The organism is Fontivita pretiosa (assembly GCF_050410795.1).
GTDB lineage: Bacteria > Planctomycetota > Phycisphaerae > Tepidisphaerales > Tepidisphaeraceae > Fontivita > Fontivita pretiosa.
In genome coordinates this window covers 1,760,574-1,786,413 of the sequence record NZ_CP191258.1, presented here as the reverse complement: position 1 = coordinate 1,786,413, position 25,840 = coordinate 1,760,574, and the positions used below count along the sequence as shown (strand labels likewise).

The window sequence follows — 25,840 nt, the reverse complement described above, 5'->3', positions numbered from 1 at the left end:
TGGGCTGCTCCGCACGCGCAGCGGTGCTACCATCTGGCAATCCAGATGAACGCCACCCAAACCGTCAATTCGAGCGGCTCAAACGACCTGAGCAACTGTCGCTGGTTGATCTCCGGCGACCACGAGCAGCGTCTGCGCGCGGTCGTGGAGATGATGCGGGAGGTCAGCCGGCAGACCGATCCACAGCAGATGGTGCAGGCGTACAGTCGCCGCGTGCGGCAGATCCTGCCCGCCGACGGCAGCCTCTCGCTCAGTCGCCGGGACCTGGTCCATCCCTATTATCGCATTACGCGATCCAGCCGATGGCACGATGCGCCTGATCCGTGGAAGTCGCCGCAGCGTCTGCCGCTGCTGAAGGGCGGTCTGTTGGCCGAACTGATCTACGGCGAGGAGCCGCGGGTCATCGACGATCTTCAGATCGACGCGGACGATCCGGCCGCGGAGTACTTGCAGGGCCACCGCTCGCTGGTGGCGATCCCGCTGTTCGATTCCGGTCGGGCACTGAACATGGTTGTGCTGCTCTACAACCAGCCCAAGGCCTACTGCCGGCAGTTCCTTCCCGAGCACACGTGGATGAGCAACCTGTTCGGCCGGGCGACGCACAACCTGGTGCTTTCCGAACAACTGCGGCAGGCATACGAGGCGGTGGACCGCGAGCTTCAGATCGTGGCCGACATTCAGCGGTCGCTGCTGCCGGTGCAGTTGCCGCAGATTCCGACGCTGGAGATCGCGGCGCATTACCAGACATCCCGCCGCGCCGGTGGGGATTACTACGATTTCTTTGCATTGCCGGACGGGCGGTGGGGGATTCTGGTTGCCGATGTCGCCGGACACGGCACTCCCGCCGCCGTCATGATGGCCGTCACTCACTCGATCGCCCACACGCATCACGAGCCGCCCGAGCCGCCGAGCAAGCTGTTGAACTTCATCAATCGTCATCTGGCGGCGCGGTACACCAGCGGCACGGGGACATTCGTGACGGCGTTCTACGGGATCTACGACCCGGGGACGCGAACGATCACCTACGCCAACGCCGGCCACCCGCCGCCGCGACACCGCCGCGCCGGAGGAATTGTGCTCGGCTCACTTCAGGAGCAGGTCAGTCTTCCCCTGGGGGTGGAGATGGCCGAACACTACTTTGACTGCACCCAGCAGTTTAGCGCGGGCGACGCGATCATTTTCTACACCGATGGAATCACCGAAGCGCGCAGCGCCTCCGGCGAGATGTTCGGGTTCGAGCGCCTGGACCAGGTGCTGCTGGCCGGCGATTCAAGCGCCCGACAGATTCTGAGAAGGACGATTGCCGCGGTGGAGGAATTCACCGGCGGCGCCCCGCCGGGCGATGATCGCACGCTGCTGGTTGCGCGCGTGACGTAAGCCGTCGGGTTGATGGAAGCCGCTGGCCTGTTGCGCCGCACGCGCCCGGCGAATCACAACAGCGGCAGACCGGTTGGATCCAACTGCGTGACGAATGCGTCGGACACGCCCAGGCCCCTGAGGCGGCGCACTCCGCCCGCGGTCGTGTCGAAATCCACCAGACCCCGGAAGCGTCCGGTGGCCAGGATCGACTGATCGGGCGCGACGCTCAGACCGGAGGCGAAGTCGTCGGCGTCGATGCCCAGCGTGCGGACCCACTGCGGCGAGCCGGCGTTGCTCAGCTTCCAGATGAACGCGTCATAGCTGTGGCGGCGATCCGAGTCGTTGTTGTCATCAAAATCGCTCAGCCCGCGCACACTTGAGACCAGCGGCCCCAGTGGCCGCGAGGCCCCGAACCGCGCACGCCCGTAGAAGCTGCCGGCCAGAATCAGATCGTTCGCCGAATCCAGCTTCATGTCACTGATGAACTCGGTTCCCGTGCCGGCCAGTTGCTGGAGCCAGACGGTGCGTCCGGCGGCGATTTTCTGCACGAACAGGTCGGTGAAGCGCGGATCGTCGCCGGCTCGTTCGGGCGTGGCGGCCAGCACGCGCCGCCGCGGGCCGGGGTCGGCGTCGAAATCTTCGCCCTGAAAATACCCGGCCACCAGAACACTGCGATCGGAATCCACCACCACGTGCGTCAGAGCGTCATATCCTTCTCCGCCCACGCTGCCGGCGTACAGCAGCCGGCCAGCGGCGCTGTACTTGGCCAGAAATCCGTCGGTCTTGTCCACACTTGTCAGTACCGTGCGCAGCGAGGCGGCGGGATTGAAATCCACATCATCTCCGACAAACGAGCCAACGGCGTAGACGCTTCCTGCGGCATCGACGGCGACATCGTTGACAGCGTCGCGTTCCGCGCGGCCGACCGCGTCTCCGCCCACGCTGTTCACCCACTGCACCGTTCCGTCGGCGGCAAGCTTCATGACATATCCATCGGCCCGCCCCACTGCGGTGCGGACGAAGCGGCGATGGTCCGGCGCGAAGTTCACCGTGCGGGTGAACAGTCCGCCGACGATGATGTTGCCCGAGGAGTCGATCGCCAGCGAGCTGGCGGTGTCGCTAAAGCGGTCGCCGAATCGCTGTGCCCAGAGCAGCGATCCATCGTTCGCGGCAAGCTTGATCACGAAAGCGTCGTGAAACTCATCATCCGAAGTGGCAAAGACGCGCTGCGCCGGGCCGGGATCGAAATCGACGCTGCCGATGAAGCTGCCGGCCAGCACGATCGTGCCATCGGGCGCGATGCCCAGGTCGTTGATGTACTCGGCGGCGGCGCGGGGATCGGCACTGACGCCATTGATGAACTGACCACCGGCGCGGCGGGGGTCGGCGGCGATGTCGATCACGTCCTGGTCGTTGATTGCGTCCTTCCACTGCTCGTCGCCAAACTGATCGACCCACTGAAGCTCGCCGGCGGAAGAGAACCTGGCGACGAAGATGTCGGTGTCGCCGCGCGAGCTGCGAAGCGTCCGCCCAGCGCCGGGGTCGAAATCGACCGTGCCGGCGAACAGTCCGGCCAGCACGAACCCGCCGTCCGGCGTGTGCGCGATCCGTTGTCCCATATCCAAGCCTGCGGCGCCGAGCTTCAGGGGCACGCCCGCGACGGCGAGCAGCCGGCGGGGTTCCAGCATTTCAAATGATGACATACAGCTCGGGTGCGTCGATCCATGACCGCTGGTGGCGTAGGTCCCATTCATGGCGGCAAAGCATAGTAGCTGGCGCGCTAGGACGGAAGAACACAGGCCCTTCGGTGGTGCGATCTGCTCGCGCCGGGACGGGGCGGCCAGCCTGGAGCCTTGCAGGCGCAACAAGTTTCCCGGTTTGAGGGGCTGAGACGCTCGGGATGTCGTGTCGGGCCGCATTTTTTGCCGCCAACGCCCGCAGGCGCGGTAAAAACGCCGCTGCCATGAAGACCCTGCGGTTTCTGCCATTGGCTTTCATTGCCGGAGCGCATGGGTTTCCCATGTTTGTGTCCTACCTTGCGGTGCTGGCGGCGGTGGTGGGGGTGGTCAAGCTGTTTCGCTGAGGCTTCGCTGCACGTCCGCCACCGGCCACGCCACACCTTTTCATGACAGCCCATCCCAGCGTTCAGGCTCTTCGTACGGGTGCTCGGCAGCGTACGGGATGGCCAACGCCTCGCCGCTGCCCGCGGCCCGCGCCCGGGGCAATACCTGCGGTTCTTCGCGTCCAGCGGCGGCGAACTGAAGCATCATCAGCAGCGTCAGGGGCAATCGCGGATCCGGGCCGGCAGGGCAGTTAAGCAGGTTCATGTTGGGTTCTCCTGTGTGTGAAGCAGGATATCGGAAGATACCGAACAGTATCCTTACTTTTTTCGAGTAAGCGTACTGGTAGGATCGGCGTGGACGGGGCAACACCATTAGTGGGGGTGCATCCGACCGATAACGTCGCGCCCAACCCCGTTACCCGCTCGGCGGACGATCCGATGTGGCTTTGAACCAGCTTGCTGCCGGAAGGACGCTCAGTCCTGATGAACGCCGGACTCGTGCGCGTGGCCGTGCGCCAGCTCTTCGGCGGTGGCGTCGCGGACGCTACGGACGCTGACGTCGAACTTGAGCGTGACTCCGGCCAGCGGATGGTTGGCATCCACCTTCACCGAGTCGTCGGCGACGGAGACGACGGTGACGATCTGCTGCTGTCCACTGGCACCCTGGGCACGAAACTGCATGCCAGGCCTGATGTCCTGCACGCCCTGAAACGCCCGGCGAGGAACGTCGTGGACCAGCCGTTCATCCCGCTGGCCATAGGCCTGCTCGGGCGGAATGGTCACGCTGACCTGATCGCCGACGCGTTTGCCCTCCAGAGCGCTCTCCAGCCCGGGAATGATATTGCCCATGCCGTGCAGGTAGGACAGGGGCTGTCCTCCGCGCGAGCTGTCCAGAATCTGCCCCTGGGGATCGGTCAGGGTGTAGTCGATGGTCGCGACCTTATTTCGGGTGATCTGCTGCGATTGTTGCGGCTGCATGGGCGCCACATCCTTTCCGGAAAAGTGTAGAAAGATCGAAGTTTAGCCGCCCCGGGCGGCGAAAGCGACCCCCAATCATCACAGAAATTCCTCACCGGCAGGGGTGGCATGACCTGGAGAATTGCCCCGGGTCTTGTATCCCGGCGGCTGCTCAGCGGTTAGCGGGTATCGATCTGCACGGAGGCGGCGATGCGCTTCAGCAACTCGCGGCCGGATTCCACTCCGCGGGACTGCATCTGCCCGGGCACGATCAGTGTCAGCAGCAGCACTCTGCCTCCCGGCAGGCCGCGCGACACCGACAGGCGATAATAGTCCTGCTGGTCATCGACTTCGTGGTGAATGCTCAGCACACCCTGATCGTCGCCGACCTGGATTGGTTCGGTGCGTCGCCCCGCAGCGCTGCGCGGCTCGGTGCTCAGCCCGAGCAAGTCCAACAGGCCGATCGCGTGCTCCGAGACGATCAGTTGGCGCTCGAAGACCCGATCCCAGGCGACCAGCATCACTCTGGGATCCTCCGAAGAGTCGCTGATCTGCCAGTCATCCGGCAGGCGGAGCGTGACCTGGCCAAAGGTTCTGGGCTGGCCCAGCGAGGGGTTGAGATCTTGTCGTCTGGCGTGGTTGACAATGGCGGCCAGGCCGACGGTGCCGGCCAGGACGATCCACATGATCGCCTGCATCATGAAACGCCGAAGCCGACTCTCCGCCGCCGCGCGTGGCATGGTGGGGATTGTACCGGTTGAGAAACACAATTCGCAAAGCCCGGCAGAACACGGATCGGCGGAGATGGCTTACTTCTGGCCGGGTTGCGGTGTCGGCGCGGTGGTGTGCGACATTCGCTTCAGCGCTTCGCGGTAGATTCCACGCAACGGCTCGGAGGTGATGTTCAGCCCGCCGTCGGACTCCAGTGTGATGGTGTACAGCTTATCCGGCTCGAACGGGCCCCACACGCCCTGCCCGTTGGCCACGCGCACGCCGTGCTGGGCGCGGTATTGCGGGTCGTCGGCCAGTCGCCAGAAGTCCTGCCAGAGCTTTTGTTCGAACTGGCTGATTTGCGGGTCTGCGCCACGGTAGATGTCGGGGATTTTGCCCGGCTCGTCGATGACATGCCCCTGGTCGGGTCGCTGCGCGTCGCCGTAGATCCGTGTGAACAGCGCGATGCTGTGCCCGCGCAGCGGGTCGCCTTCGCTGACAAAGTGCCGCTCGAACTTGATCACCATCGCGTCGATGTGGGCCATCGTGCCCTGGACGGTGAAGCTCCTGGGCGGCAGGGGATTGCCCTGTCTGTCGTACTCGACAAACAGCAGGTCGGTATGCAAGACGCCGTCGATGGTTCGTTGCCCGGTCACCAGCACCTCGGCGACGCGCTTCTCGTCGCTGAGCCGCTGCACCACCTGCGCCAGCACGCGATTCTGCTCCTCCAGCTTCTGGATGGTTCGTCGCGCGGAGAACTGGTCCTGGTAATACCAGATCCCCAACGACCCGGCGGCGATGAACACCGCCAGCCCCGTGATTCTCAATAGCCAGCGAAGCATGATGCCTGACCAGATTATCGGCCAGAACGACCAGATGCATTGACGACCGTGGGTCCACTTCATGTGGGCCGCGATTTCGCGGTCGTTGCGGGCACACTCGCCGTCGCCTGGCACCGCCTCACTTTTCCTCGACGTCGCCCGGTCTGGTCAGATTGGCGTTTTTCCAGATCTGCACCAGCGTGGCGGCATCGGTGGGGACGGTGACGGTTTTGGTCTGTTCCTCGAAGCTGCCCAGATACTTTCCCTCCGGGCTGAAGTAGTGATTGGTCGTCGGTCCTTCCAGGCCGATGCGGTCCAGGACGGTGACGGCGCGCACGCGTCGTCCCAGCAGGTTCACGTCGCGCTCCGGCAGCACGTCGATGTAGCGATACATGAGCTGCGACGCCTGCGGAACCCACGTGGCGAACAGATAGGTCTTGGGATCTCGCCGCGGAAGCACACGCGGCAGCAGATGTCCCAGTGCCTGTGGCAGATAGAAGGGCGGCAAATCCCGCACGATCGGCTCGGACGAGGCGTTGCGGTCCAGCTTGGTGACCTCCAGGCGGTATTCCTCGGTGAGGCTGACGCCGCGCTTGCTGCCGATGTCCTGCCCGGGATCCGGCACGGGCTTTTCCCTCCATCTGGCCACGCCCAGCTCACCGCCGGTGGTCTTGCCTCCCTGGGCATCCGTGGCATAGGTCAGTGTCGCCCACGACTCGACCTTGCGATCGAAGGTGTTGAACATCCAGGTTTCCGAGTCGATCTGCACGCCGGGCTGGGGGATCATCCGCGAGCGAACGCCGACAAGAATCCCGTGTGGTCCGCCGGCCGGGGAGCGTTCGATCTTGCCCTTCCTCGGCAAATCCCGCGCCACTTCTTCGACGACGTAGCTGTAGCCGATATCCTTGCCTTCTCGGATCACCCGAAACCACTGCTCGGGGATCAACGCCTCGCGGAGCTTGCGTTCGGTGAGGTTCACGTAGAGCGTGCGCGTGCGGAAGAGGCGGTCTTCCTGATCCAGCTTGAGCTCGGTCTGATCCAGGAGTCGAATCGAGCTGAGCATCTGCTGAAACGTCTCGGCCGCCAGTACCACGTTCGGATCTTCCTCCAGATCGCCCGTGCGTGGCGCGGGGCTGGTCATGGAGATCACGAAGTAGACCAGCTCTCCGCCTCGAACAATCGCCTGCTGGAGCAGGTTGGTTTCCAGCGCGAAGTTGTACCTGGCGACCAGGATTCCCACGTCGGCGTCGGCGATGTTGGTCGTGTCGGACCTGAGGATTTCATGACTGGGGTTATCGCGTTTGAACTGTTCGGTGATGGATTCGAGCATGCCGGGGCGTTCGACGCCGTCGGCGTCCTTCCAGGTGGTCAGGGCCAGGGATTTTTCCAGGATGACGCGCGTGACCCGGACCACCCAGCGACGCTCGTCATGGACAAAGCGGACGATTTCATCGCTGCCCAGCGCGCCGCGAATTTCCCTGGATCCGGCCGGCGGCGCCAGCTCGATCCCCGCCGCAAGACTGCGGAATCCCGGCCCCAGCAGGTTTTGCGCCGGGAGGGTACTGGGCGCCGAGGCGGCGGGCGGCTGCGCCCCGGCAACGCCGACCCACAACACGCACAGAGCCATCTGAACCATCAAGCGGCGGATGAACGTCATGGTGCAAACCTCGTCAGGTGCGATTCCGGCCAATCTGCGCTGCGGGTTGCGACTGCGTTCGCCAAACCCCGCCGCTGCACACGGAAGATGTTAGCCTCAATTCCGCACCAGCCAAAGTACATGCCGGTGAATAGCAAACGGACATCGGCGACGAGCCGTAGCCTTGCGAGGACCGGGCGGCGAGTCTACTCTCGCGGGGCGTGGTCCAACAGACAGATCCGCTCAAGCCGCTGCTGCGCGAGCCGGCTGAATCGCACCGGCCAACCCCCACGCCCGCCTGGGTGCCGCTGCTGACGGCATGGCTGGGGCTGATCATGCTCGTTGCATCGATCGTGCTCATCTTCCTGCCCGGCAGCGTCAACCCCCGCGAAGAGCTGGAGCACGCCCGCGAGTATTCGGCGGCGGACAGGTTTCTGCCCGTGCCGATCTATGGCATTGCCCTGACCTTGTTTCTGGGGATCGTCGTTCTGTGGCAGATGCGCAAGGAACCGCGTCCGCTGCCTGCGGCGCTGGTGAACCAGCGCGTGCAGGCGTGGGTGGGCATTGTGCTTGCGCTGCTGGGCGCCGTGCTGATCTACGTGTGGGTCGGACTGCGTGGACCGGGTTGATGGCGTATACTGAACGATGTGATGACCGTCAAAGTCAACGGAGAACTACGCGAGCTGGAAGAAGGCACGACGCTGCGCGCCCTCATCGAGCGATTCAAGCTCACGCCCGACAAGGTCGCCATCGAGCTGAACCGCCGGCTGGTCCGCAGTGAAAACTACGATACGCCGCTGAAGCCCGGAGACGAGGTGGAGATCGTAACCTTCGTCGGTGGGGGATAGCCCGGATTTCGCCACGCACGCCCGAAGGCACGAAGGAGAGAAACGGGTATCATTGGCTGGTTGAGCGAACTGGATTGTGTGGGCCTTGGGTCTGCGGGTGCCGGTGATTCGGTGGTTCAGGTGGTAACTATGGACGTTCTTCGCATTGGCCAATTCGAGGTTCGCAATCGCCTGTTCGTCGGGACGGGCAAGTATCAGTCGTATGAGATCATGCAGCAGGCGCTGGAGGCGTCGGGATGTCAGGTGGTCACCGTCGCGGTTCGTCGCGAGCGCTTGATCGACAGCCAGGGGCGCAGCCTGCTCGATTTCCTTGACTTGGACAAGTACATCATTTTGCCGAATACGGCCGGGTGCTTCAGCGCGCAGGACGCGATCCGCGTGGCGCTGCTGGGGCGTGACCTGTTGGAGAAGCAGGGCAACAAGGGGGCCGGGTGGGTCAAGCTCGAAGTGCTCGGCGACAAGAAGACGCTGTTGCCGGATCCGGTTGGCACGATCGAGGCGACGCGAGAGCTGGTGAAGGAAGGGTTCACGGTTCTGGCGTACACCAGCGACGACCCGCGATCGGCGGTGCGGATCAAGGAAGCCGGCGCCGCCAGCGTGATGCCCGCCGGATCGCCAATCGGCTCCGGGCAGGGGGTGCTCAATCCGCTGAACATTTCGCTGTGCCTGGAACTGCTCAAGGAGGATGATCCGACGTTTCCGGTGATTGTTGATGCGGGAGTGGGAACGGCATCGGATGTGACCATCGCCATGGAACTCGGCGCTGACGGTGTGCTGCTGAACACGGGGGTGGCTCACGCGAAGGACCCGGTGAAGATGGCGGCGGCGATGAAGCACGCGCTGGAGGCGGGGCGGCTGGCGTACCAGGCCGGCCGAATCCCCAAGAAGCGCTACGCCACCGCCAGCTCGCCTTTCGAGGGCGTGATCAGCTACATTCCCGGCGAATGAAAAAGGGGCCGGGAGTGTTTTTCGCCTGCTGCGGAAAAGACTCCCGACCGGCTCAGTCTCGACCCTCTCCAAGTTCGGCGCATGTTCGGTAGCGCCACGCCGATGCAGTGGGTACAAGCTGCGGGATGGAAACATCTCGATCACCATGGAAGGTCCTGCGGCAGGCCCATGAACTGGCCCTCCGCGTCTGGCCGGCCTACTCCTGCGACTGCAGCCGCCACGACTTCACGCTCCCGCAACTCTTCGCCTGCCTCGTTCTGCGCGAGCAGCTCAAGCTCAGCTATCGCAGGGCCGAGCAACTGCTGCGCGACTCGCCGCAGTGGCTGGCCGACCTCGGCATGTCCCGCGCCCCGGATCACAACACCCTCTGGCGGGCCTTCGGCACGCTTCTCAAGACCCGGCGCGTCAACCGCATGCTCGACCTGCTGGCCCAGCTTGCCGCCAAGGCCAAACTGCTGCGTAAGCTCGACTCGAGCAAGCCGCTGACCCTCGACAGCACCTGCTACGAGGCGCGTCACCGCTCACGCCATTACGACCGCGTCTGCCGCAAGATGCTCCTGCGCGATGGCGGCAAATACACCGAAAAAACCGATGCAGACGAGGTCAATCGCTCACGCTCGCGCCGGGCCCGGCAGATGCCGAAGCTGGCCCTGGCGGTGGCCTCGGCCTGTCACCTCATCCTGGCGGCGCGGGTTCATATCGGCTGCGGGTCCGATGCGCCGGACTTCGCGCCGCTGTTGTACCATGCGTGGCGGCGGGCCAATGTGAACGTCGTCGTCGCCGACGCTGGATACGACTCAGAGGCCAACCACCGCAGCGCCCGCCTGGACATGGGTGTGCGCTCGGTGATTCCCACGGGCATCGGGCGGCCGTCGAGCAAGCCGCCCGGCGGTCGATATCGCCGGCTGATGAAGCAGCGGTTTGCCCGCAAGGCGGACCGGCGAACCTACGGCCAGCGAGCGCAGAGCGAGACGGTCAACAGCATGATGAAGCGGAACTTTGGCGATGCCCTGCGTTCCGTGCAACGCCGCCGTCGCCGGCAGGAGATGCTCTTGCGGACCCTGACGCACGACATCATGATCTACGCCAATTATGAGGGTCGAGACTGAGCCACTCCCGACCCCTTTTTCAAGGGAAAAGCCCCTTCAGGCGGCAGGCTTCGGCGACGCGGTCGATGGCGATCGTGTAGGCGGCGGTGCGGTAGTCGCAGTCGGCTTCGTCGGCCTTGGCGTTCACCGCATCAAACGCCCGCTCCATGATCTTCTGAAGCTCGTCGTCCACTTCCTTCTTCGTCCAGAAGTAGTTCTGCAACCCCTGCACCCACTCGAAATAGCTCACCGTCACGCCGCCGGCGTTGGCCAGAATGTCCGGGATGATCGTCACCCCGTTTTCGTTGAGGATGTGATCGGCTTCGGGAGTGACCGGGCCGTTGGCCGCCTCGACAACCGTGTGCGCCTTGATGTGCGGCGCGATATCGGCATCGACGGTGTTCTCCATGGCGGCGGGGATCAGCACATCACAGTCGTAGGTCAGCAGTTCTTCGTTGCTGATCCAGTCTCCGCCGGGGAAATCGCGCAGCGTGCCGTTCTGGCGGTAGTAGAGTCCGGCGGCTTCGACGTCGATTCCGGAGTCGTCGCAGATTCCGCCGGCGCGTTCGGAGACGGCCACGATCGTCGCGCCGCGTGCCTGAAGCAGCCGCGCGGTGTGATACCCGACGTTGCCGAAGCCCTGTATGGCGACGCGCACATCGCTGAGCTGTTTGTTCTGTGTCGCCAGGAACTTGCGCAGCACGTTCATCACGCCCCGCCCGGTGGCTTCCTCGCGTCCGACGGATCCTCCGACGCTGACCGGCTTGCCGGTCACGACGCCAAGCTCCTGGTGCCCGACCATCATGCTGTAGGTATCCAGCACCCAGGCCATCACTCGCGAGTCGGTGCCCAGATCCGGCGCGGGTATGTCATGGTTGGGACCGATCAGCGGCAGCAGCTCGCTGACATATCGCCGCGTCAGTCGCTCCTTTTCCCCCATCGACAGCTTCTTGGGTTCGCAGACCACGCCTCCCTTGGCTCCTCCAAACGGAAGATCCATCAGCGCGTTCTTCCAGGTCTGAAGCATCGCCAGGGCCATGACCTCATCGCGGTTGACCGACTGGTCGTAACGGATGCCGCCCTTGAAAGGTCCGCGGGCGTTGTTGTGCTGGGCGCGGTATCCGGTGAAGACCTGGATGCGTCCATCGTCCATTCGGACCGGACATGAGACGGTCAAAACCCGCTTCGGCGAGGAGAGCACCGCCCGCCACAGCGGGTCAAGGTTCATCGTCTGGTAGACGCGGTCGAAGTACAGGTGGGCGTTCTGCCAGAATTTGGAATGCTGTTCAGCGACGGGGGTAAGCAGGTCTGTCGGGTGGCTCATGAACGGTGTTCTACACAAGCGAATGGCCAAGTGCCAAAGCCCGGGCCCTGGAAAACCTCCATGCCCAGGCTCCGATGCCCAAACTCCATGACCCTTGCGCGACAGGCATGGTTCATTCAAGGATCATCGGGGTCTGGTGACGGGTCAATTTCATCTGGACTGTCTGCGGATGGTCATATCGAAGTTTTTCACCATCGACTTGTACATGCCCCAGACGACGGCGGCGTAGACGGCGGTAGAGATGAAGGCGGAGACGAACATCAACGCCCTTGCCTCGGCCCCGCCGCTGAGGTTCCCCGGACCAAACGTGCGTTCGGCCACCGCGTAGGGGTCGATCAGCAGCGCCAGCAGCGTGAAGGGACTGAAGCCACTGAAGATGAACTCCGGGCCGTTGCCGCCCCGGCCGGCATTGAGCAGCCCCTGCCCGCAACCGACCAGCACGGCGCAGATTCCGGCGACGATGCCGACGCTGCTCATCACCGCCCGTACCGTCGTGCGACAACGCAGCGACATCTGCATCCCCAGAATGCTCGCAAATGCCGCCACGATCACCAGCGTCGGCGGCATCACGAAAATCGCCTCGGGAAACACGATCCACTGGAAGTTGACCTGCGAGCTGCTCAGCCGCCGCACCAGATCGTACAGCACGAAAATGGCGACGCTGAAGACGGGGACGGCCACCAGCGGCAGCACGAAGCTCACCAGCCCGCGAAGCTTGCCCCAGATGTAGTAGCGGCTGGTGATGGGAGTGGTCAGCAGCAGATCGAGGCTGCCGTCCTCTTTTTCGCGAGTGACGGTCGAGGCGGCGGCGTTGGTGACGATCAGGAGGATGACGGCGAATTCGAGCATCACCGCTCCGAGCAGGAAACTGCGGACCTGCGAGGCGCTGAGCCGCCGCGGGATCTCGGCAAGCTGGATCGTGTCGATCTGGCGCGTGCGGCGTGGCGTCAATTTCGTGGTGAAGCTGCGCACCTCGAAGTGGCCAGCCAGAAGTTCGATGCCGCCAGTGCGGTTGCCCTGGCGCTCGTCGATAAGTGTGACCTGCACATCGGGTCGCACGCCGTAGGTCGTGTCGCCATGGATGAACAGCGTGCTGCTGCCCGGATCGAAGCTGTTTGGGGTGATGTACTTGCCGGGGAGGGCGGGCGTGGAAGCATACATGACCAGCAGCACGATGGCACCGAGTGCGCCGGCGAGGATGAACGCCCACCGCAGCGCCGACGCGCGGGCGGCGGAGGCTTTGGTCTTGGCCTCTCGCCAGGCGATGGGGTTCTGCCAGACCGTGCGAGGTTTTCGCGTGCGATCGGATTTGACGATCCGCAGCCTGGTCAAAAGCCACGTGCGAACGGTGGTGGTGGACTGCGCCAGCCGACGCAGCATGACGATCGAGGGAATCACCAGCAGCGCGCTGAGCAAGCACGTGAAGCTGATGTAGAACGAAGCCGGACTCGTCAGGTACCAGTTGATCGGCCAGACGTTGGTCCCCTGCGGAAGCAGGCCGTGGTCGGGCGGCTGATAGGTCGGATCGCCCAGCACCACGCGCAGGGCCAGGAATGGGTGAACGCCAGTGAACCAGGAGATGTGGGAAGCCTGCCCGCCGGCGGTCTTGGGCCCGGCAACCTGAAAATAGGGCAGCTTGTCCAGCAGCCAGATGCCGACCAGGTAGATGACGATGAACAGGTAGAAGCTGAAGATGGTTCGTCGAGTGCCGACCTTGAAGGTCGCGATTGCCATCGCCAAAGCACCGGTCACCAGCGCGGTGGCGGCGGCGATGGCGAAGCTCATGACGATGCTGCGGATGGCGACCCCGCCGAAAATCTGCGTCACCGAAAAGATCGGGATCCCGCTGACCAGCAGGGCGATGACAAAGAACAATCGACTCATCAGCGAGCCCAGGACGATCTGGGCATTGCTCAGGGGAGTGGACAGCAGGATGTCGTAGGTCTGGCTGTCTTTTTCCTGGGTAATGGCGCCGGCTGTGAAGATAGGGGCCAGCAGTGCCACCAGCCCGAGCTGGAGGTAGCTCATCTGCCGGAAGATCGTGCGGCTGGCATTGGACAGGTCGGTAAGGCTCTGGCTGCTGGTGACACCCTGTGTGGTGAACAGCGAGAAGATGACGAAGAACACGAGCAATCCGAGATAAGCGGAGCGGATGAACAGGTCGCGTTTGCGCTTGCCGGCGGTCTGCACCACGCGGAGCAGAATTGGATTGCCCGGAATCAGCCGCCAGAAATAGTTGCCAACGCCCAGCATCTGTGCGAGCTTTCCCGCTCTGCCCGGGTATGGGCACAGGGAGTCAAGGACCTTACTGTACCATGCCCTTCGTGAGCCTCATGAACGCGGTCTCAAGGTTGACTTCCTCTTCCTTCAGCAGCGTGAGCTTGAACCCCGACTGCACCAGCCGGGTCGGCACGAAGCTCCAGTCCTTTACGCCGTCCTTGAGGCAGACTTCCATGTAGCCGTTGCTGGCCGAGACGTTGACAACGTTGGGATCCTGGCTGAGCAGGGCGGCGGCCTGTTCCTGGTTGTTGGCCACTCCCACGTGCAGCACCAGGCCGGTCCTGGCGCGGCGGAGGATGTCGGAGACCGGGCCGCTGTACAGCAATTCGCCACGCTCGATGATCCCGATCGTGTTGCACAGGTCCGCCAGCTCGGGAAGGATATGGCTGGAGATCAGGATGGTCTTGCCCATCCGTCGAAGCTCCTTGAGCAGCTCGCGCATCTCGATGCGTGCACGGGGGTCCAGATTGCCCGCAGGTTCATCCAGCAGCAGCACCTTCGGATCATGAACCAGCACGCGGGCGATGCTCAGCCGCTGCTTCATGCCCCGGCTCAGCCCATCCACCAGAGCGTCGCGCTTGTAGCCAAGGTCGGTCAGCTCCAGCACGTCATTGACGATCCTGGTTCTGGCTGCGCCGTTGATGTTGTAGGCCGCCGCGAAAAACTCCAGATACTCCTGAACCACCATGTCCTCATAGGCGCCGAAGTAGTCGGGCACGTAGCCGATCAGTGGCCGGATCTGCCGCGACTGATAGCCGACCACGTAATCGCAGATTCGCGCCTCGCCCCAGGTCGGCTGGAGCAGCGTGGCCAGGATTTTGATGGTCGTGGTTTTCCCTGCGCCGTTGGGGCCGATGAAGCCGAAGCAATCCCCCTCCTGGATTTCGAGGTTGAGGTTCGACAGCGCCACGAGCGTGCCGTAGCGCTTGGTCAGGTTGACGGTTTTGATCACCGTAGCAGCCATGCAGTGCCACGGGCGTGAGGCCCGTGCCCCCTATTCTAACACCGACGGGCGGCAAGCCCGCGCTGCGTGCTGGCGAATGCTCACTGGCTATCCTCCGGCTGAGTGGCGGGCGGCCCGGCGATCGCGCTGCGATCCAGCGGAAGCACGCACTGATAAAAGTTCGTCCCCTGGCCGCTGACCGGATCGCCCTGAACTTCCAGCGTAAACGGCAACGGCCCGGGCGCTTCGGCCAGCACAACCAGCGCTCCGGCCGCCAGCGACTGCGAGACATCCAGATACCGCGCCCCTCGGCGAAGCAGCTCGACGCGGTCCTCCCGCGCGTCGCGCTCGTTTCGCAGCGGCGGCAGACGGTCGTAGAAGCTGAGGATCGGCAGGCTTTTGCGCAGCGGGCGGGCACTGTCGTCGAAACTGTCGGCCAACGGGTTGCCACGCAGCTCGCTCAGCCAGTAGCGCTGCCAGTCGTCGTGCAGCCGCGCCCGCACCTTTCGCCGCCCGTCCATCGGGCGATTATCCGTGAAGATGGTCGGCAACGTGCCACCGTCTTCGCTTCGGTTGAATTCCCGGTTCAGCTCCAGCGTCACGCCGTCCTTCCATTCCGGAAGGTACAAAATCCAGTCGCCGGCATTGAAGCCCGTGCCGGGATACGCAAAGGCGATGTAGATGTTCCGCAGGTCCTGCCCCGTGCCGTTGGTGACTCTGCCTTCGATGTATCCTTGCGTGGGATCCAGCAGTCTGGCCGATCCCTGAACCGCCCGCTCGATGGTGCCGATCCAGGTGGCCTGAAACTTCTTGAGCGTGCTGCGGTAGGGCACGCGAATCGCCGCCGGCTGTGCTGATGTCACGTCCATCACCGGCACGGTGTACTCCGGGCCATTCTGTTCCGGCGCGCGGGTGAGGTAGTGAGGATGGATCGGCAGGGCGGTGATCGTGCTGACGTGATCCGCCGCCGTGTCCTTCAGCTCGATCCGCTGCGGGCCGTCGCGCGGAATGTACAGCCCCAGCCGGCTGATCACCACCGCCGGCTGATCCGGCGCGATCTTCACCACGCTGAAATGCCGCAATTCTGGCGGGCCACGCAGCACCAGGCGCACCATCAGCACCGTCAGCGCCGTCGCCGCCACCGCGCACAACGCGAAGGCAAACCAGTTCAGGTGGCTCTTGCGCTTCGCCGCCAGATACGTGAACGTTCCCGGCCCGGCAATGATCCAGTACCCGATGAAGAACATCACCGCCAGCGTGATCAGCCAGGCGCTCTTGCTGGACAGGTCCATCCCCCCCAGAAGCGATTTGCCCACATCCATCACCGAACCGTTGCGCCAGGGTCGCTTCAGCCCCTCGGGCGTGGCGTCGCCCAGCACCAGCGGGGAGTTCTTCCAGTCGAAGACCCGGTCCCAGACGTTGGCCCAGACCCACCGGGGCGTGCGAACGAACATCGAATCGCCCAGGTCCTGGGCCACCCACGTGACCGATCCCAGCCCAAGCGGCATGCGGACCAGATACGGCGAGACGTCCGCGGCGGAGTTCCAGGTGATCCACTGCTCGACGATCGCGCCCGGCCGAGGCGTGGCGCGGGCGAAACGGAACGGCGGCTTGACCGACGCGAACGGATCGCCCGAAGTGCCCGCCGCCGGATCCTCCAGCGGTGTGCTTCCCGTGCGTGGCCGGGACAGCGCCCGCAGCGGCATCAGGTCGTCCTTCTGTTCCACGCCCAGGATCGTCACCGGCAGGAGCTGGCCGAACCCCAGCGTCTGCTGCCACTCGGTGGGCTGGCAAATGACCAGCCTGCCCCCGCGACGCACCCACGCCTCGAGGGCGCGAAGCTTTTCATCCCCACCGGCCCGCAGCGAGGCCGGGTCGGCGTCGTGCCAGATGATCGCGTCAACTGCCTCGTATCCCAGCACGTTTTCCGGCAGATCGAACGGCTGAACGCCGATGACCTTCACGTCCTCCATCACACCGGCCAGCGGCGTGACACTGTTGTCGGGATAGATCGCTTTCTCGTTGGTCTGGCTGACCGACAGCACGAGCTTGGCGCCGCGGCGATGGCTCCACGGGCCGGGCTTGGGGTCCAGGTTGAACAGCGTTCCGGTCAGCGGCAGGTCGCAGATCCACCTCCCGCCCGGCGAGGTGTGCAGCGAGACCTTCAGTCGATCCTGCAACTCGCGCAGAGCCCCGGGGTCGCTGGCGTCCGGAAGCCCGCCGTCCGTCGGCGGAGGGATGAAATACATGCGGAACTTCTGCTGGCGGCTGGTGCCTTCGGCGGCGCCGGTGACGGAGATCGTTCGCGTGAAGATCGGCAGGTCGCGGTCCAGGTCCTGGAGCTTGACGTGAACCTCGTAAAAGTCGGTCTTGCTGGTTTGCGGGTTGACGACGATGACCATCGGCGTCCAGCAGTCCGGGCGGTAATAGCTGCCGAACCCGACGCTCTCGACGCTGCCGCTGAGCTGCCCCAGCGCCGCCGCCCCAGGGGCGATGAGCAGGCCGAGCAGGCTCAGCAGCGTCCGCAGGATCAGCCCCGGCCGGCGGCAACCACGCATGACATTAGGCTAAGACCCGATCGCTGGCGCGTCAATGTAAACCCGATCCGCTCTTCCGGTACGCCGGAAGAGGCACAGCGCGGGCTACATCGGCCCGCGTGAGCAGGATCGCCTGGTCATTCATGCGGATGATGCCCGCGTGCTGGCCGGCCTCAGCAAGCGTCTGGATCAACTCCTCGTCGTCGATGCTTCGCCAGATCCGCGGCCGGTGCGGATCGATGGCCAGGCGATCGACCAGGGTCGGATCGGTTGCAATCCAGGTGATGACGATGGCGTTAACGGGTGTCGCCGTCGGGGATGGAAGTGAGTCGGGTTGATGCACGATTGGCCCCGTGGGGCGCGGTTGGCGAGCGGTGGGCTTCGGGAACAACTGCACGTACAGCGTGACGAGAATCGCCACGACTGCGATCACGTCGCCGCCGCGCAGCGCCCGCCGTCGCCAACGCCGCCGCCTCGCCACTCGCCGGGCGGCGGCCAGAATCTGTTCGCGCCGCCGCAAGCCTTCGCTCGAGAGCGGTTGATCCCAGTTGCTCATACAATCACCCCAGTCGTATCACCGGCGTCCTGCCTGTCGTTTATACACATCTCGGACCATCCGCGGGTTACGCTCAGACTCGCAGGTGCGTGTGGTGAAAGCCCAGACGAGCCAACTGTGGCATGGCCGTCCCGGCCATGCAGGGTGCACTCGAATTCGAAAGTCCGACGTCCGAGCTGTTCATCGCGTCATGCCGCTCAGCACGGGCGAGACGCCCGTCACACACGAGTTCATTCCAGCGGTTCCAATTCCTCGGCGGCACGCTCACGCAGCTCCTGAATAGCGCGTCGCAGCCGGCCATCGATCGTGCCGATACTCAGGCCGAACAGCTCGCCAATGCGCTTCAATGTCCATTGCCGCTCGAATCGCAGCTCGATCATCTGCACAAGCTGCGGGTCAAACTCCTCCAGCCGCTCTTTGAGCCACTGCTGCTGATCGTCATCCCACAGGCCATAGGGAAAGTCGTCGCACGATCGCAGCTCGATCATTTCGGCCTCATGGTGCACGCGGCGGCGCTCGATGCGCAGATGGTCGTAGGCGGTGGTCTGCACCACCAGCCGCAGCCACGCGAGCAATTGTGCTTCGGTCTGGACCGGCCTGATTGTGCGGATGATGCGCAGGACCGCATCCTGGACGACATCGAGACAGAACGACTCATCACGCCAGGTGATTTTCCGCGCCAGCGAATAAAGGCGATCAAAGTAGGCGCGGTAGAACTGCTCGACGGCGCGTTCGTCTCCCGCGGCCATGGCGGCGGTCAGCGCCGCGGTCGTGTCTGGCGTGGGCTGGGCATGCTCGTCGCGCGGCTGCGGTGGCATCGTCGCCTTCGTCAGCGTCGTGTGTGGGGTCCGGACCGTCGTCACCTGGCTCGCTCAACCTTCTGTTCGGCCTTGAAGGGCGCGCAACGCTTCTTCCAGCACAAACTGCTGAGATTCTGTGCCCTTGAAGATGAGCGTCAACGTCGGCTCGTGGACTTTGAGCACCGGCTGCGTTTTTTCCCCGGCCTGTTCCAGTGCCGCCTGGACGACCGACAGGACGTGACTGATCGCCTGGGTCCTTGCGGTCGTCCCGTCAGCAGGCTGGGTGGTGGCCGATCGGCTCTGGCTGATCAGAGCATCCGTGATCTCCCTGAGGCGATAAACGCGGACGATCGACTGCGGCCGCGCGGGAGCATCGATGACTGGCAATCCCGGACCGCCGGAGCGGATCTGCACGACATACAACGGGACAAATGGGCCGGGGACGAGTTTAACGGACACGTTGGCAAACGACTCGCCGATGAAGGTCATGAATTGACCGATGGTGACGTTTCTGAGATCCAATTGCGGGAGGGTCGGATAATCATCCGGCACGCCAGCCTCGCGGATGACCACGGCGTTGAAGTCGGGGACGCGATCGCGGATGTAGTCCAGCACGTCGTCCAGCCGTACATTCCCAAGCCGCTCGCCCGGAAACAGGCGGGCTTCGACGGGCAGGTTCTGGTCCGTGGGCGCGGTTGTCGGCTGCGTCTGCTGGGCAGGCGCGCTTACAGCGGAAGACAGGACGAGGATGGCGGTGAGGATGCTGCTGGTGAAACTTTTCATGGGTTCGACTCCTTTCCCGGAGGGTTGAGACGTTGCGTCTTTTGGACTCACACGACATCACCCATACGACGCTCGCCTCGCATTTTCGCGCGCGTTGTTCCCTGCGTGAGCTTGCACGAGCGCGGCCACATAACGACTGTAGCGACTCGTCGGCGATTGCCAACGGCAGGCGAAAGGGTGGCGGGGACGCGGTCGCGGGATAGTGTCGGCGGCCTCATCCCCTCTCCCGGTACTCCGGGAGAGGGTTAGGGTAAGGGTTCTGCGGGTCGCTCCAACTGGAAGCGGGCGGTGCTACAGTAGCATTGTCACCTGGGATGTGACAGGGATATGACTGAGCACACGAATCTCCAGAAGCTGGTTGGCAACCAAGAGGCGTTTCCCATCCTGGGGCGGTGGGACTTTTTCAACCACGCGGGCGCTTCGCCGCTGCCGCGCGCCGTGGCGGAGGCGGTGCGGAATTATGCTGCGCACGCTCAAACTGATGCGTATCTCTTCTCGGGCTGGACGCAGGAGCTGGAGGACCTGCGAGTCTCGATTGGCAAACTGATCAACGCCCATCGCGACGAGATCGCGCTGCTGCCCAACACCGCCGAAGGCATCAGCATCGTCGCGTTCGGCGCGATTCAGTGGCAGCCGGGAGACGTGATCGTCACGACGGGCGTGGAGTATCCGGCCAACGTTTATGCCTGGATGGAAGTCGAGCGTCGCTTCGGCGCCAAGCTGGTGATGGTGCCGGAAGAGACGGACGCCTCCGGCCGGCGCGCCGTGCCAGCGGAGAAGATCATTCAGGCCGCATCGGATCCGCGCTGCCGGCTGGTGACGCTCTCGCACGTCGAGTACGCCAGCGGCCAGCGGCACGATCTTGCGCGCATCGGGCATTTCTGCCGGCAGCGCGGCATCCGCTTCTGCGTCGATGCGATTCAGAGCGTCGGGGTGATTCCTGTCGATGTGCAGGCGATGCAGATTGACTACCTGGCGTGTGGTGGGCAGAAGTGGCTGCTTGGCCCGGAGGGGGCGGGCTTCCTGTACTGCCGGCGCGAGCTGATCGAGCAGACGCGGCCGCTGGCGCTGGGCGCGATGAATGTCATCAACCCTTATCGTTACGGCGAGTATGACTACACGCTGCGGCCCGACGCCGGACGATTTGAGTGCGGCACATACCCGATGCCGAGCCTGCTGGGCTTGAAGGCGGCGATCGAGCTGTTGCTGGACGTGGGCATCGAGCCGATTGCGCAGCGCGTGCACGATCTCACCCGTCGATTGATCGAAGGAATTACCTCCAGGGGATATACAGTTGTCAGCCCTCGTGACGGAGAGCAGTGGAGTGGGATCGTGAGCTTCACCACCGCCGCCCATGACCCGCACGCGATCGTGCGGAAGCTGCGCAAGGAGCATCGGGCAGAGATCGTCGTCCGCGAAGGCCGGTTGCGTGCGTCGCCTCATTTCTACAATACCGAAGCGCAGATCGACCGCCTGGTCGAGTTGCTTCCCGCACATTGAGAAGAAAGGAACCACGGATGAACACGGATAAACACGGATCCTGGATTTGTCTGCTGCTCATCTGTGTTCATCTGTGTTCATCCGCGGATTCATTTGCTTTGGAGGTCAAAGGCGTGGCGTTGGCGAATCTGCATCGCGGGAATGTCGGCTATGGCAGCGACGATTGCCGCCAGCAGCTCAAGGTCATCGCCGAGCTGGGCGCCAACTGGGTGGCGATCAGCGAGTTTGCGTACATGCCGCAGGTCGATCAGCCGAGCGTGCAATACCGCGCCGACCGCTCGATGGATCACATCGCCAGGACGATCAGGGACGCGCATGAGCTTGGGCTGAAGGTGATGCTCAAGCCACACCTGTGGTCGCGGACGTTTTATACCCAGGGCAAGTGGTGCGGGGACATTCGCATGCACAGCCAGGCCGACTGGGAGCGCTTCTTCGCCGAGTACGGCGAGTTCATCCTTCGCGACGCGCGGACTGCGCAGCAGGCGGGCGCCGACGCGTTGTGCGTCGGTGTGGAGCTTCAGGCCGTCACCACCACGCAGGAGGCGCGCTTCCGCGAGCTCATCACGCAGGTGCGCGCGATCTACAAGGGTCATCTCACCTACGCCGCCGCGTACGGCGAGGCGCCGCAGATCCGCTTCTGGGATGCCCTGGACTGCATCGGCATTGATGCCTACTACCCGATCGCCAGCAGCGAGCTGGCGACGGAGGACCAGCTTCGCGCCGGCTGGGCCGGGGTCTACCAGCAGCTCGAGGCGATGGCGAAGCAGTGGAACAAGCCGATCTGTTTCACGGAGATCGGCTACACCGACTCGGCGACGGCGGGGATGGAGCCGTGGCGCTGGCAGACGTTTCGTCCCAGCGCCGAGTATCAGGCGCGACTGTACCGGGTGGCGGTGGAAGAGGCGACGAAGCGCGACTACATCCGCGGCTTGTTCGTCTGGAAGTGGTTTACCAGCGACCGCTGGCGGCAATCCGAGCCGAATGAGAGTTTCTGTGTGCAGGATCGACCGCTCGTGCTGGATGTGTTGCGTCAGGCGTGGCGGAGTGAATCGCCGTGATAACCAGTCATGTCGCGTGATCGCGCACTCAGTGAAGCATCACTTCGAGGAACGCTGGCACCGGCTTTGCGGCCCTGTCGAAGGTGTGGCGCCCGGCGAGATCCCTCGCCTTCGTGCGCCCCGCCCTACGAAAGGAGACGACACAATGGCCGGTAAACGCAAGCGTGACAGGGAAGCTGACACCAATCAGGCAGCCGAGCAGGCCAATGCCGACCCGATCAGCGGCGCGCCCGGCTCGCATCCGGTGGGCACGGCAATCGGAGCGGCAACAGGCGGGGCGGCGGGAGCGGCAATCGGCTCGGCAGTGCCCGGGCCGGGAACGGCCGTCGGTGCCGCCGTCGGCGCTGTCGTCGGTGCCGTTGCCGGCGGACTGGCGGGCAAAGGCGTCGCCGAAGCCGTCAACCCCACCGAAGAGGAAGCCTACTGGCGCGAGCACTATCGCCACCGCCCCTACATCCAGCCAGGCGCCGACTACGAACTGTACGAACCGGCGTATCGTTACGGCTACAGCTCCTACGCCCAGCACCCTGGCCAGCAGTTCGAGGACGTGGAATCCGATCTCCAGCGGGACTGGGAACAGGCGCGCGGACAGTCCAAGCTTGAGTGGGAACAGGCCAGACACGCTACCCGCGACGCCTGGCAACGCGTCCGCGACAGGCTCGAGCGCGCCGCGCCCGGTGATGCCGACCGCGACTGCAAGTAACCGATTGCGCGCGTGCTACTGCGGCGGATGCTCGGCCAGATCCTTCTGCGCCTCCTGAAGCGCCAGCACCACATACGCGGTGACCAGGATCGGGTTGTCTTCCATCCAGCGCTTCTCGCCGACCCAGCTTCCATCGGGGCGTTGAAGCGAGGCCAGCCTGTCGATCAGCTCGACTCGCCAGTCGTGCTGGTTGCCCTGGGGGTCGGTGATGATCGGCTGATCGTATTCGTTCAGCGCCCGGGCCAGGGTGTGATAGTAGTAGTAAAGCCCCTGGCGGGCGTTGTCGGGATTGCCGGCGCGCATGCCGGGGTTCTCGTCCAGCGTCCAGTTTCGCGTGATCCAGTCCCACGCGGCACGCACGCGCGGATCGTCTTTGCTCAGCCCGGCGTAGATGAAGCTCTTCAGGCCGGCGTAGGTCATCGAGCCATAGCTGCGCAGGCGTCGCTGCCCGTCGGGGGTGGTGTACTCGCCGGCCATCGACTCGCCGCGGCGGTTGTCGCTGGGGCCGTAGACGAATCCGCCATCATTGCCGGCCCAGGGCTGATCGTTGGTCTCCGAGAAATTCTGGAGGCGAGTGACGAACCTGAGGGCGGCCTGGAAGGCCGGGTCGTCGGGCTTGAGTCCGGCGTCGTGCAGGGCGTCCAGCGCCATCTGGGCGTTGGACAGGTCGGGCCTGCCGCCGCCGCGACTGCGCCCGCCATAGCCCCATCCACCGTACCACGGATCATCCGGGCCGCTGAGCTTTTCCCCGTCCACGCTCGTGGTCATGTCGGTCCACTGCAATCCCTTCAGATACGCCACGGCGCGGTCGATGCGATCCTTGAATTCCGGCTTCTGCGCCGCCGACAGCGCGCTGATCGCAATCGCGGTGTTGTAGCTGGCCAGCAGGTCTTTGTAGATCCCGCCATCTTCAAGCTGATACGACAGCAGCTTCTCGTAGCCTCGCTTCACGAAGTCGGTGTCGGCCGAATATTTCGGGTCCTGCACAAACGCCCGCAGGACAATGGCGGTGATTCCCGGCGGGTCGCGGTCGCCCTGCCAGCCGCCATCGGGCTTCTGCTGGGCTTTGAGATAGTCCAGCCCGCGGTCGATCAACGCCTGCGCCCGCTGCTGCGGCGATGCCGGCGCTGTCTGTTGGGCAAGTGTGGTAGACGCGATCAGCAGCATGATGCTGAGAGTCGCCAGGCAGACTCGTGTGATACGGCGCATGCTTGTTCTCCTGGAACCGAATGATCCAAAGCAATCACTCAAACAGTACGATAGCTTACTGGCCGGATGGTTTCAGCTTTCGTCTGAGTTTCTCTTCCAGCGCCTCCAGTTCCTTGCGCTCGACGTCGAGGCGGTGGCGGCGCTCTTCCAGCTCGCGCGCCAGCCGCAGCTCCGGCGGCTCATCGTGCAGGTGGGAATAGGGGACTTTGTAATCGGGCGGGAGCGTCTCGTGCCCGATCGGCGGGGGATTGCGGCGCATCTCGCGCAGGCTGACCGCCGCCAGCCCCAGCAGCAGCGCCGCCAGCATGGCCATTGCCAGCGAGATCGTCGTCAAAACGATCGAACCGGTTGTCTTGATGAAGAAAACCGCGTGAACCGTCCAGAAAAGCATCGCGCAGCCGCAGACGACGACCGCCAGCAGAGGCGAGAGGCGGCGCTGCGCCTGTAGCCCCAGCCCGATTCCCGCCAGCGCCAGGCCGAATGTCACGCCGCCAACCATACAGATGCTGACGGCGCGCTGCGCGGTGTAGCCGCCCCAGGCGATGGCGCTCAGACTCGTCTGCGTCGCCACATCCCTGGAGAGCAGACCGCTGAGGCAACAGGTGAAAAAAAAACCCAGAAAGATCGTCACGCCGAGGAACTGAAAGATCGTCCCTACGCCCTGGGTAAACGCCCGCGGCGGCGGCGATGCGGGTGCGGAATTCGCTGCGTCGTCTGGCATCAAGCGATGATGTTACCTGCCGCAGTGGTCGATTGCCTGCCCGCAGGGCCCGCTGCGCGGCCCGATGCTCTTCGCTTCCACGGCCCCGGTGGCCCGTCGCGACCTGTTGATCCTTCCGCCGGTGGCCAATGTTACCACTTTCCCCTGGCCCGCTCCCTGGCGGGCAGAATCTCCAGGCATGTCGTCCACCAGCCGCTCAGGATCGTCTGGACGAACGGCTCGGGCAACTGCTCGGCGCGCATCTCGGCGGCCAGCGACTCGTGGTCGTAGGCCAGTGGCACATACGTCGCCAGGTTCGGTTCGTCGGCATCGAGGATGATGTATCCAACCAGCGGCGTGCCGTCGTTTGGCGGGCGACCGAGCACGCCGCAGTTGACGAACAGCCGCCCGCGCGACAGCCGGCGCATCCACGGCAAACCGGTGTGCGTCGCGACGATCACGTCGGCCCCGAAGTCATCGCAGAACTTCTCCAGCAGGTGCGTCGGCGTGGTGCTCTCCCAGAGAAACTCATTGATCCTTCGGGGGCTGCCGTGGCAACACAGCACACGCAGTGGTTGCGTATTGCGCGGCTCAGACCGGATGCTGCACGCTTCGCCGGCGAGCTGGAAGCGGATCTGGCTGGGCAGCGTCCTCAGCCACGCCTTCCAGCGCGGCGAGGTCTTGCGATAGGTGTACTGGTAGCTCAGGCGCGCGTAGTAGTTGTCGGCCGGGTCGGTGTAGCCGCACTGGCAGTCGGGCAGATCGTTGCCGATGGAGTTGTCGTAATTGCCCTGCATGGTCACGACGCCCGCGTCGATGAGCAGGGGAAAGACCTTGTCCGGATTCGGCCCGAAGGCGCCAAGATCCCCCAGACAAAACAGCTTCTGGGCTCCCCGGCGGCGCGCGTCCTGGATCGCGGCGCCAAGGGCCAGGTGGTTGCTGTAAACCCCTCCGAAAATGGCCACCCGGGAATGCAGCATGCGTGATTGCTTTCCAAATCTGCCCCAGTCTACTCAC

The 25,840-nt window shown here is 64.2% G+C and carries 24 protein-coding genes; 8 read left to right on the top strand and 16 right to left on the bottom strand.

Going from position 1 to position 25,840, the window contains the following annotated elements:
* The first annotated feature begins 45 nt into the window (after window positions 1-45).
* Window positions 46-1,377, top strand: coding sequence for a PP2C family protein-serine/threonine phosphatase (locus tag ACQS5P_RS07325; protein WP_428940241.1), 1,332 nt, complete (start codon window positions 46-48; stop codon window positions 1,375-1,377).
* A 53-nt stretch (window positions 1,378-1,430) separates the two neighbouring features.
* Here ACQS5P_RS07325 and ACQS5P_RS07320 read toward each other — a convergent pair whose 3' ends face one another.
* From ACQS5P_RS07320 to ACQS5P_RS07295, 6 genes are all read right to left on the bottom strand, one after another.
* Window positions 1,431-3,062, bottom strand: a complete 1,632-nt coding sequence (locus ACQS5P_RS07320) for a hypothetical protein (protein WP_428940240.1) — start codon at window positions 3,060-3,062, stop codon at window positions 1,431-1,433.
* Window positions 3,063-3,482: 420 nt separating this feature from the next.
* The gene (locus ACQS5P_RS07315; protein WP_428940239.1) at window positions 3,483-3,686 is read right to left on the bottom strand and encodes a hypothetical protein; all 204 of its coding nucleotides are present in this window, start codon (window positions 3,684-3,686) and stop codon (window positions 3,483-3,485) included.
* 209 nt (window positions 3,687-3,895) lie between these two features.
* Entirely contained in the window at window positions 3,896-4,399 is a 504-nt protein-coding gene (locus ACQS5P_RS07310; protein WP_428940238.1) for an FKBP-type peptidyl-prolyl cis-trans isomerase, read from the bottom strand.
* 158 nt (window positions 4,400-4,557) lie between these two features.
* A complete protein-coding gene (locus tag ACQS5P_RS07305) occupies window positions 4,558-5,118 on the bottom strand; it encodes a hypothetical protein (protein ID WP_428940237.1) in 561 nt (186 codons plus the stop codon).
* Window positions 5,119-5,187: 69 nt separating this feature from the next.
* Window positions 5,188-5,931: a hypothetical protein gene (locus tag ACQS5P_RS07300; protein WP_428940236.1), complete on the bottom strand. Its 744-nt coding sequence runs from the start codon at window positions 5,929-5,931 to the stop codon at window positions 5,188-5,190.
* A gap of 118 nt (window positions 5,932-6,049) precedes the next feature.
* A complete protein-coding gene (locus tag ACQS5P_RS07295; RefSeq protein WP_428940235.1) occupies window positions 6,050-7,567 on the bottom strand; it encodes a hypothetical protein in 1,518 nt (505 codons plus the stop codon).
* Between the two features lie 200 nt (window positions 7,568-7,767).
* Between ACQS5P_RS07295 and ACQS5P_RS07290 the strand changes: the two genes are divergently transcribed.
* The 4 genes from ACQS5P_RS07290 to ACQS5P_RS07275 all read left to right on the top strand — a co-directional run bounded on the left by ACQS5P_RS07290 (window position 7,768) and on the right by ACQS5P_RS07275 (window position 10,451).
* Window positions 7,768-8,175, top strand: coding sequence for a hypothetical protein (locus ACQS5P_RS07290; protein WP_428940234.1), 408 nt, complete (start codon window positions 7,768-7,770; stop codon window positions 8,173-8,175).
* Between the two features lie 21 nt (window positions 8,176-8,196).
* Window positions 8,197-8,394 carry a sulfur carrier protein ThiS gene (thiS, locus tag ACQS5P_RS07285; protein ID WP_428940233.1) on the top strand — a complete coding sequence of 66 codons (198 nt, stop codon included), beginning with the start codon at window positions 8,197-8,199 and terminating at the stop codon, window positions 8,392-8,394.
* A gap of 129 nt (window positions 8,395-8,523) precedes the next feature.
* Complete coding sequence (locus ACQS5P_RS07280; RefSeq protein WP_428940232.1) at window positions 8,524-9,342, top strand: thiazole synthase; 819 nt, start codon at window positions 8,524-8,526, stop codon at window positions 9,340-9,342.
* 125 nt (window positions 9,343-9,467) lie between these two features.
* Entirely contained in the window at window positions 9,468-10,451 is a 984-nt protein-coding gene (locus ACQS5P_RS07275) for a transposase (RefSeq protein ID WP_428937294.1), read from the top strand.
* Between the two features lie 19 nt (window positions 10,452-10,470).
* Here the strand turns inward: ACQS5P_RS07275 and ACQS5P_RS07270 are convergent, their stop codons facing one another.
* The 7 genes from ACQS5P_RS07270 to ACQS5P_RS07240 all read right to left on the bottom strand — a co-directional run bounded on the left by ACQS5P_RS07270 (window position 10,471) and on the right by ACQS5P_RS07240 (window position 19,653).
* Window positions 10,471-11,658, bottom strand: a complete 1,188-nt coding sequence (locus ACQS5P_RS07270; RefSeq protein ID WP_428941003.1) for a Glu/Leu/Phe/Val family dehydrogenase — start codon at window positions 11,656-11,658, stop codon at window positions 10,471-10,473.
* A gap of 246 nt (window positions 11,659-11,904) precedes the next feature.
* Window positions 11,905-14,007, bottom strand: coding sequence for an ABC transporter permease (locus ACQS5P_RS07265; RefSeq protein WP_428940231.1), 2,103 nt, complete (start codon window positions 14,005-14,007; stop codon window positions 11,905-11,907).
* Window positions 14,008-14,059: 52 nt separating this feature from the next.
* The gene (locus ACQS5P_RS07260) at window positions 14,060-14,998 is read right to left on the bottom strand and encodes an ABC transporter ATP-binding protein (RefSeq protein ID WP_428940230.1); all 939 of its coding nucleotides are present in this window, start codon (window positions 14,996-14,998) and stop codon (window positions 14,060-14,062) included.
* 80 nt (window positions 14,999-15,078) lie between these two features.
* On the bottom strand, window positions 15,079-17,535 hold the full coding sequence (locus ACQS5P_RS07255; protein WP_428940229.1) for a hypothetical protein: 2,457 nt from the start codon (window positions 17,533-17,535) through the stop codon (window positions 15,079-15,081).
* Window positions 17,536-17,566: 31 nt separating this feature from the next.
* A complete protein-coding gene (locus ACQS5P_RS07250; RefSeq protein WP_428940228.1) occupies window positions 17,567-18,070 on the bottom strand; it encodes a hypothetical protein in 504 nt (167 codons plus the stop codon).
* Window positions 18,071-18,300: 230 nt separating this feature from the next.
* Entirely contained in the window at window positions 18,301-18,888 is a 588-nt protein-coding gene (locus ACQS5P_RS07245; RefSeq protein ID WP_428940227.1) for an RNA polymerase sigma factor, read from the bottom strand.
* 54 nt (window positions 18,889-18,942) lie between these two features.
* The gene (locus ACQS5P_RS07240; RefSeq protein WP_428940226.1) at window positions 18,943-19,653 is read right to left on the bottom strand and encodes a hypothetical protein; all 711 of its coding nucleotides are present in this window, start codon (window positions 19,651-19,653) and stop codon (window positions 18,943-18,945) included.
* Between the two features lie 327 nt (window positions 19,654-19,980).
* On the opposite strand from ACQS5P_RS07240, the gene ACQS5P_RS07235 reads away from it, so the two are divergent.
* From ACQS5P_RS07235 to ACQS5P_RS07225, 3 genes are all read left to right on the top strand, one after another.
* Window positions 19,981-21,153, top strand: coding sequence for an aminotransferase class V-fold PLP-dependent enzyme (locus ACQS5P_RS07235; protein ID WP_428940225.1), 1,173 nt, complete (start codon window positions 19,981-19,983; stop codon window positions 21,151-21,153).
* A gap of 17 nt (window positions 21,154-21,170) precedes the next feature.
* Window positions 21,171-22,211, top strand: a complete 1,041-nt coding sequence (locus ACQS5P_RS07230) for a glycoside hydrolase family 113 (RefSeq protein WP_428940224.1) — start codon at window positions 21,171-21,173, stop codon at window positions 22,209-22,211.
* A gap of 145 nt (window positions 22,212-22,356) precedes the next feature.
* Window positions 22,357-22,914: a glycine zipper domain-containing protein gene (locus ACQS5P_RS07225; protein WP_428940223.1), complete on the top strand. Its 558-nt coding sequence runs from the start codon at window positions 22,357-22,359 to the stop codon at window positions 22,912-22,914.
* A gap of 15 nt (window positions 22,915-22,929) precedes the next feature.
* On the opposite strand, the gene ACQS5P_RS07220 is transcribed toward ACQS5P_RS07225, so the two are convergent.
* From ACQS5P_RS07220 to ACQS5P_RS07210, 3 genes are all read right to left on the bottom strand, one after another.
* Window positions 22,930-24,123 (bottom strand): prenyltransferase/squalene oxidase repeat-containing protein, encoded by a 1,194-nt coding sequence (locus ACQS5P_RS07220; protein ID WP_428940222.1) that lies wholly within the window; start codon window positions 24,121-24,123, stop codon window positions 22,930-22,932.
* Between the two features lie 55 nt (window positions 24,124-24,178).
* Window positions 24,179-24,844, bottom strand: coding sequence for a hypothetical protein (locus tag ACQS5P_RS07215; RefSeq protein ID WP_428940221.1), 666 nt, complete (start codon window positions 24,842-24,844; stop codon window positions 24,179-24,181).
* Window positions 24,845-24,975: 131 nt separating this feature from the next.
* Window positions 24,976-25,803 (bottom strand): metallophosphoesterase family protein, encoded by an 828-nt coding sequence (locus tag ACQS5P_RS07210; RefSeq protein ID WP_428940220.1) that lies wholly within the window; start codon window positions 25,801-25,803, stop codon window positions 24,976-24,978.
* Between the last annotated feature and the right edge of the window lie 37 nt (window positions 25,804-25,840).

Excerpts from the sequence above, each read along its gene's own strand:
- ACQS5P_RS07325 (WP_428940241.1), top strand. The coding sequence starts at position 46 with ATGAACGCCACCCAAACCGTCAATTCGAGCGGCTCAAACGACCTGAGC.
- ACQS5P_RS07320 (WP_428940240.1), bottom strand. The coding sequence starts at position 3,062 with ATGTCATCATTTGAAATGCTGGAACCCCGCCGGCTGCTCGCCGTCGCG.
- ACQS5P_RS07315 (WP_428940239.1), bottom strand. The coding sequence starts at position 3,686 with ATGAACCTGCTTAACTGCCCTGCCGGCCCGGATCCGCGATTGCCCCTG.
- ACQS5P_RS07310 (WP_428940238.1), bottom strand. The coding sequence starts at position 4,399 with ATGCAGCCGCAACAATCGCAGCAGATCACCCGAAATAAGGTCGCGACC.
- ACQS5P_RS07305 (WP_428940237.1), bottom strand. The coding sequence starts at position 5,118 with ATGCCACGCGCGGCGGCGGAGAGTCGGCTTCGGCGTTTCATGATGCAG.
- ACQS5P_RS07300 (WP_428940236.1), bottom strand. The coding sequence starts at position 5,931 with ATGCTTCGCTGGCTATTGAGAATCACGGGGCTGGCGGTGTTCATCGCC.
- ACQS5P_RS07295 (WP_428940235.1), bottom strand. The coding sequence starts at position 7,567 with ATGACGTTCATCCGCCGCTTGATGGTTCAGATGGCTCTGTGCGTGTTG.
- thiS (WP_428940233.1), top strand. The coding sequence starts at position 8,197 with ATGACCGTCAAAGTCAACGGAGAACTACGCGAGCTGGAAGAAGGCACG.
- ACQS5P_RS07280 (WP_428940232.1), top strand. The coding sequence starts at position 8,524 with ATGGACGTTCTTCGCATTGGCCAATTCGAGGTTCGCAATCGCCTGTTC.
- ACQS5P_RS07275 (WP_428937294.1), top strand. The coding sequence starts at position 9,468 with ATGGAAACATCTCGATCACCATGGAAGGTCCTGCGGCAGGCCCATGAA.
- ACQS5P_RS07270 (WP_428941003.1), bottom strand. The coding sequence starts at position 11,658 with ATGAACCTTGACCCGCTGTGGCGGGCGGTGCTCTCCTCGCCGAAGCGG.
- ACQS5P_RS07265 (WP_428940231.1), bottom strand. The coding sequence starts at position 14,007 with ATGCTGGGCGTTGGCAACTATTTCTGGCGGCTGATTCCGGGCAATCCA.
- ACQS5P_RS07260 (WP_428940230.1), bottom strand. The coding sequence starts at position 14,998 with ATGGCTGCTACGGTGATCAAAACCGTCAACCTGACCAAGCGCTACGGC.
- ACQS5P_RS07255 (WP_428940229.1), bottom strand. The coding sequence starts at position 17,535 with ATGCGTGGTTGCCGCCGGCCGGGGCTGATCCTGCGGACGCTGCTGAGC.
- ACQS5P_RS07250 (WP_428940228.1), bottom strand. The coding sequence starts at position 18,070 with ATGAGCAACTGGGATCAACCGCTCTCGAGCGAAGGCTTGCGGCGGCGC.
- ACQS5P_RS07245 (WP_428940227.1), bottom strand. The coding sequence starts at position 18,888 with ATGCCACCGCAGCCGCGCGACGAGCATGCCCAGCCCACGCCAGACACG.
- ACQS5P_RS07240 (WP_428940226.1), bottom strand. The coding sequence starts at position 19,653 with ATGAAAAGTTTCACCAGCAGCATCCTCACCGCCATCCTCGTCCTGTCT.
- ACQS5P_RS07235 (WP_428940225.1), top strand. The coding sequence starts at position 19,981 with ATGACTGAGCACACGAATCTCCAGAAGCTGGTTGGCAACCAAGAGGCG.
- ACQS5P_RS07230 (WP_428940224.1), top strand. The coding sequence starts at position 21,171 with ATGAACACGGATAAACACGGATCCTGGATTTGTCTGCTGCTCATCTGT.
- ACQS5P_RS07225 (WP_428940223.1), top strand. The coding sequence starts at position 22,357 with ATGGCCGGTAAACGCAAGCGTGACAGGGAAGCTGACACCAATCAGGCA.
- ACQS5P_RS07220 (WP_428940222.1), bottom strand. The coding sequence starts at position 24,123 with ATGCGCCGTATCACACGAGTCTGCCTGGCGACTCTCAGCATCATGCTG.
- ACQS5P_RS07215 (WP_428940221.1), bottom strand. The coding sequence starts at position 24,844 with ATGCCAGACGACGCAGCGAATTCCGCACCCGCATCGCCGCCGCCGCGG.
- ACQS5P_RS07210 (WP_428940220.1), bottom strand. The coding sequence starts at position 25,803 with ATGCTGCATTCCCGGGTGGCCATTTTCGGAGGGGTTTACAGCAACCAC.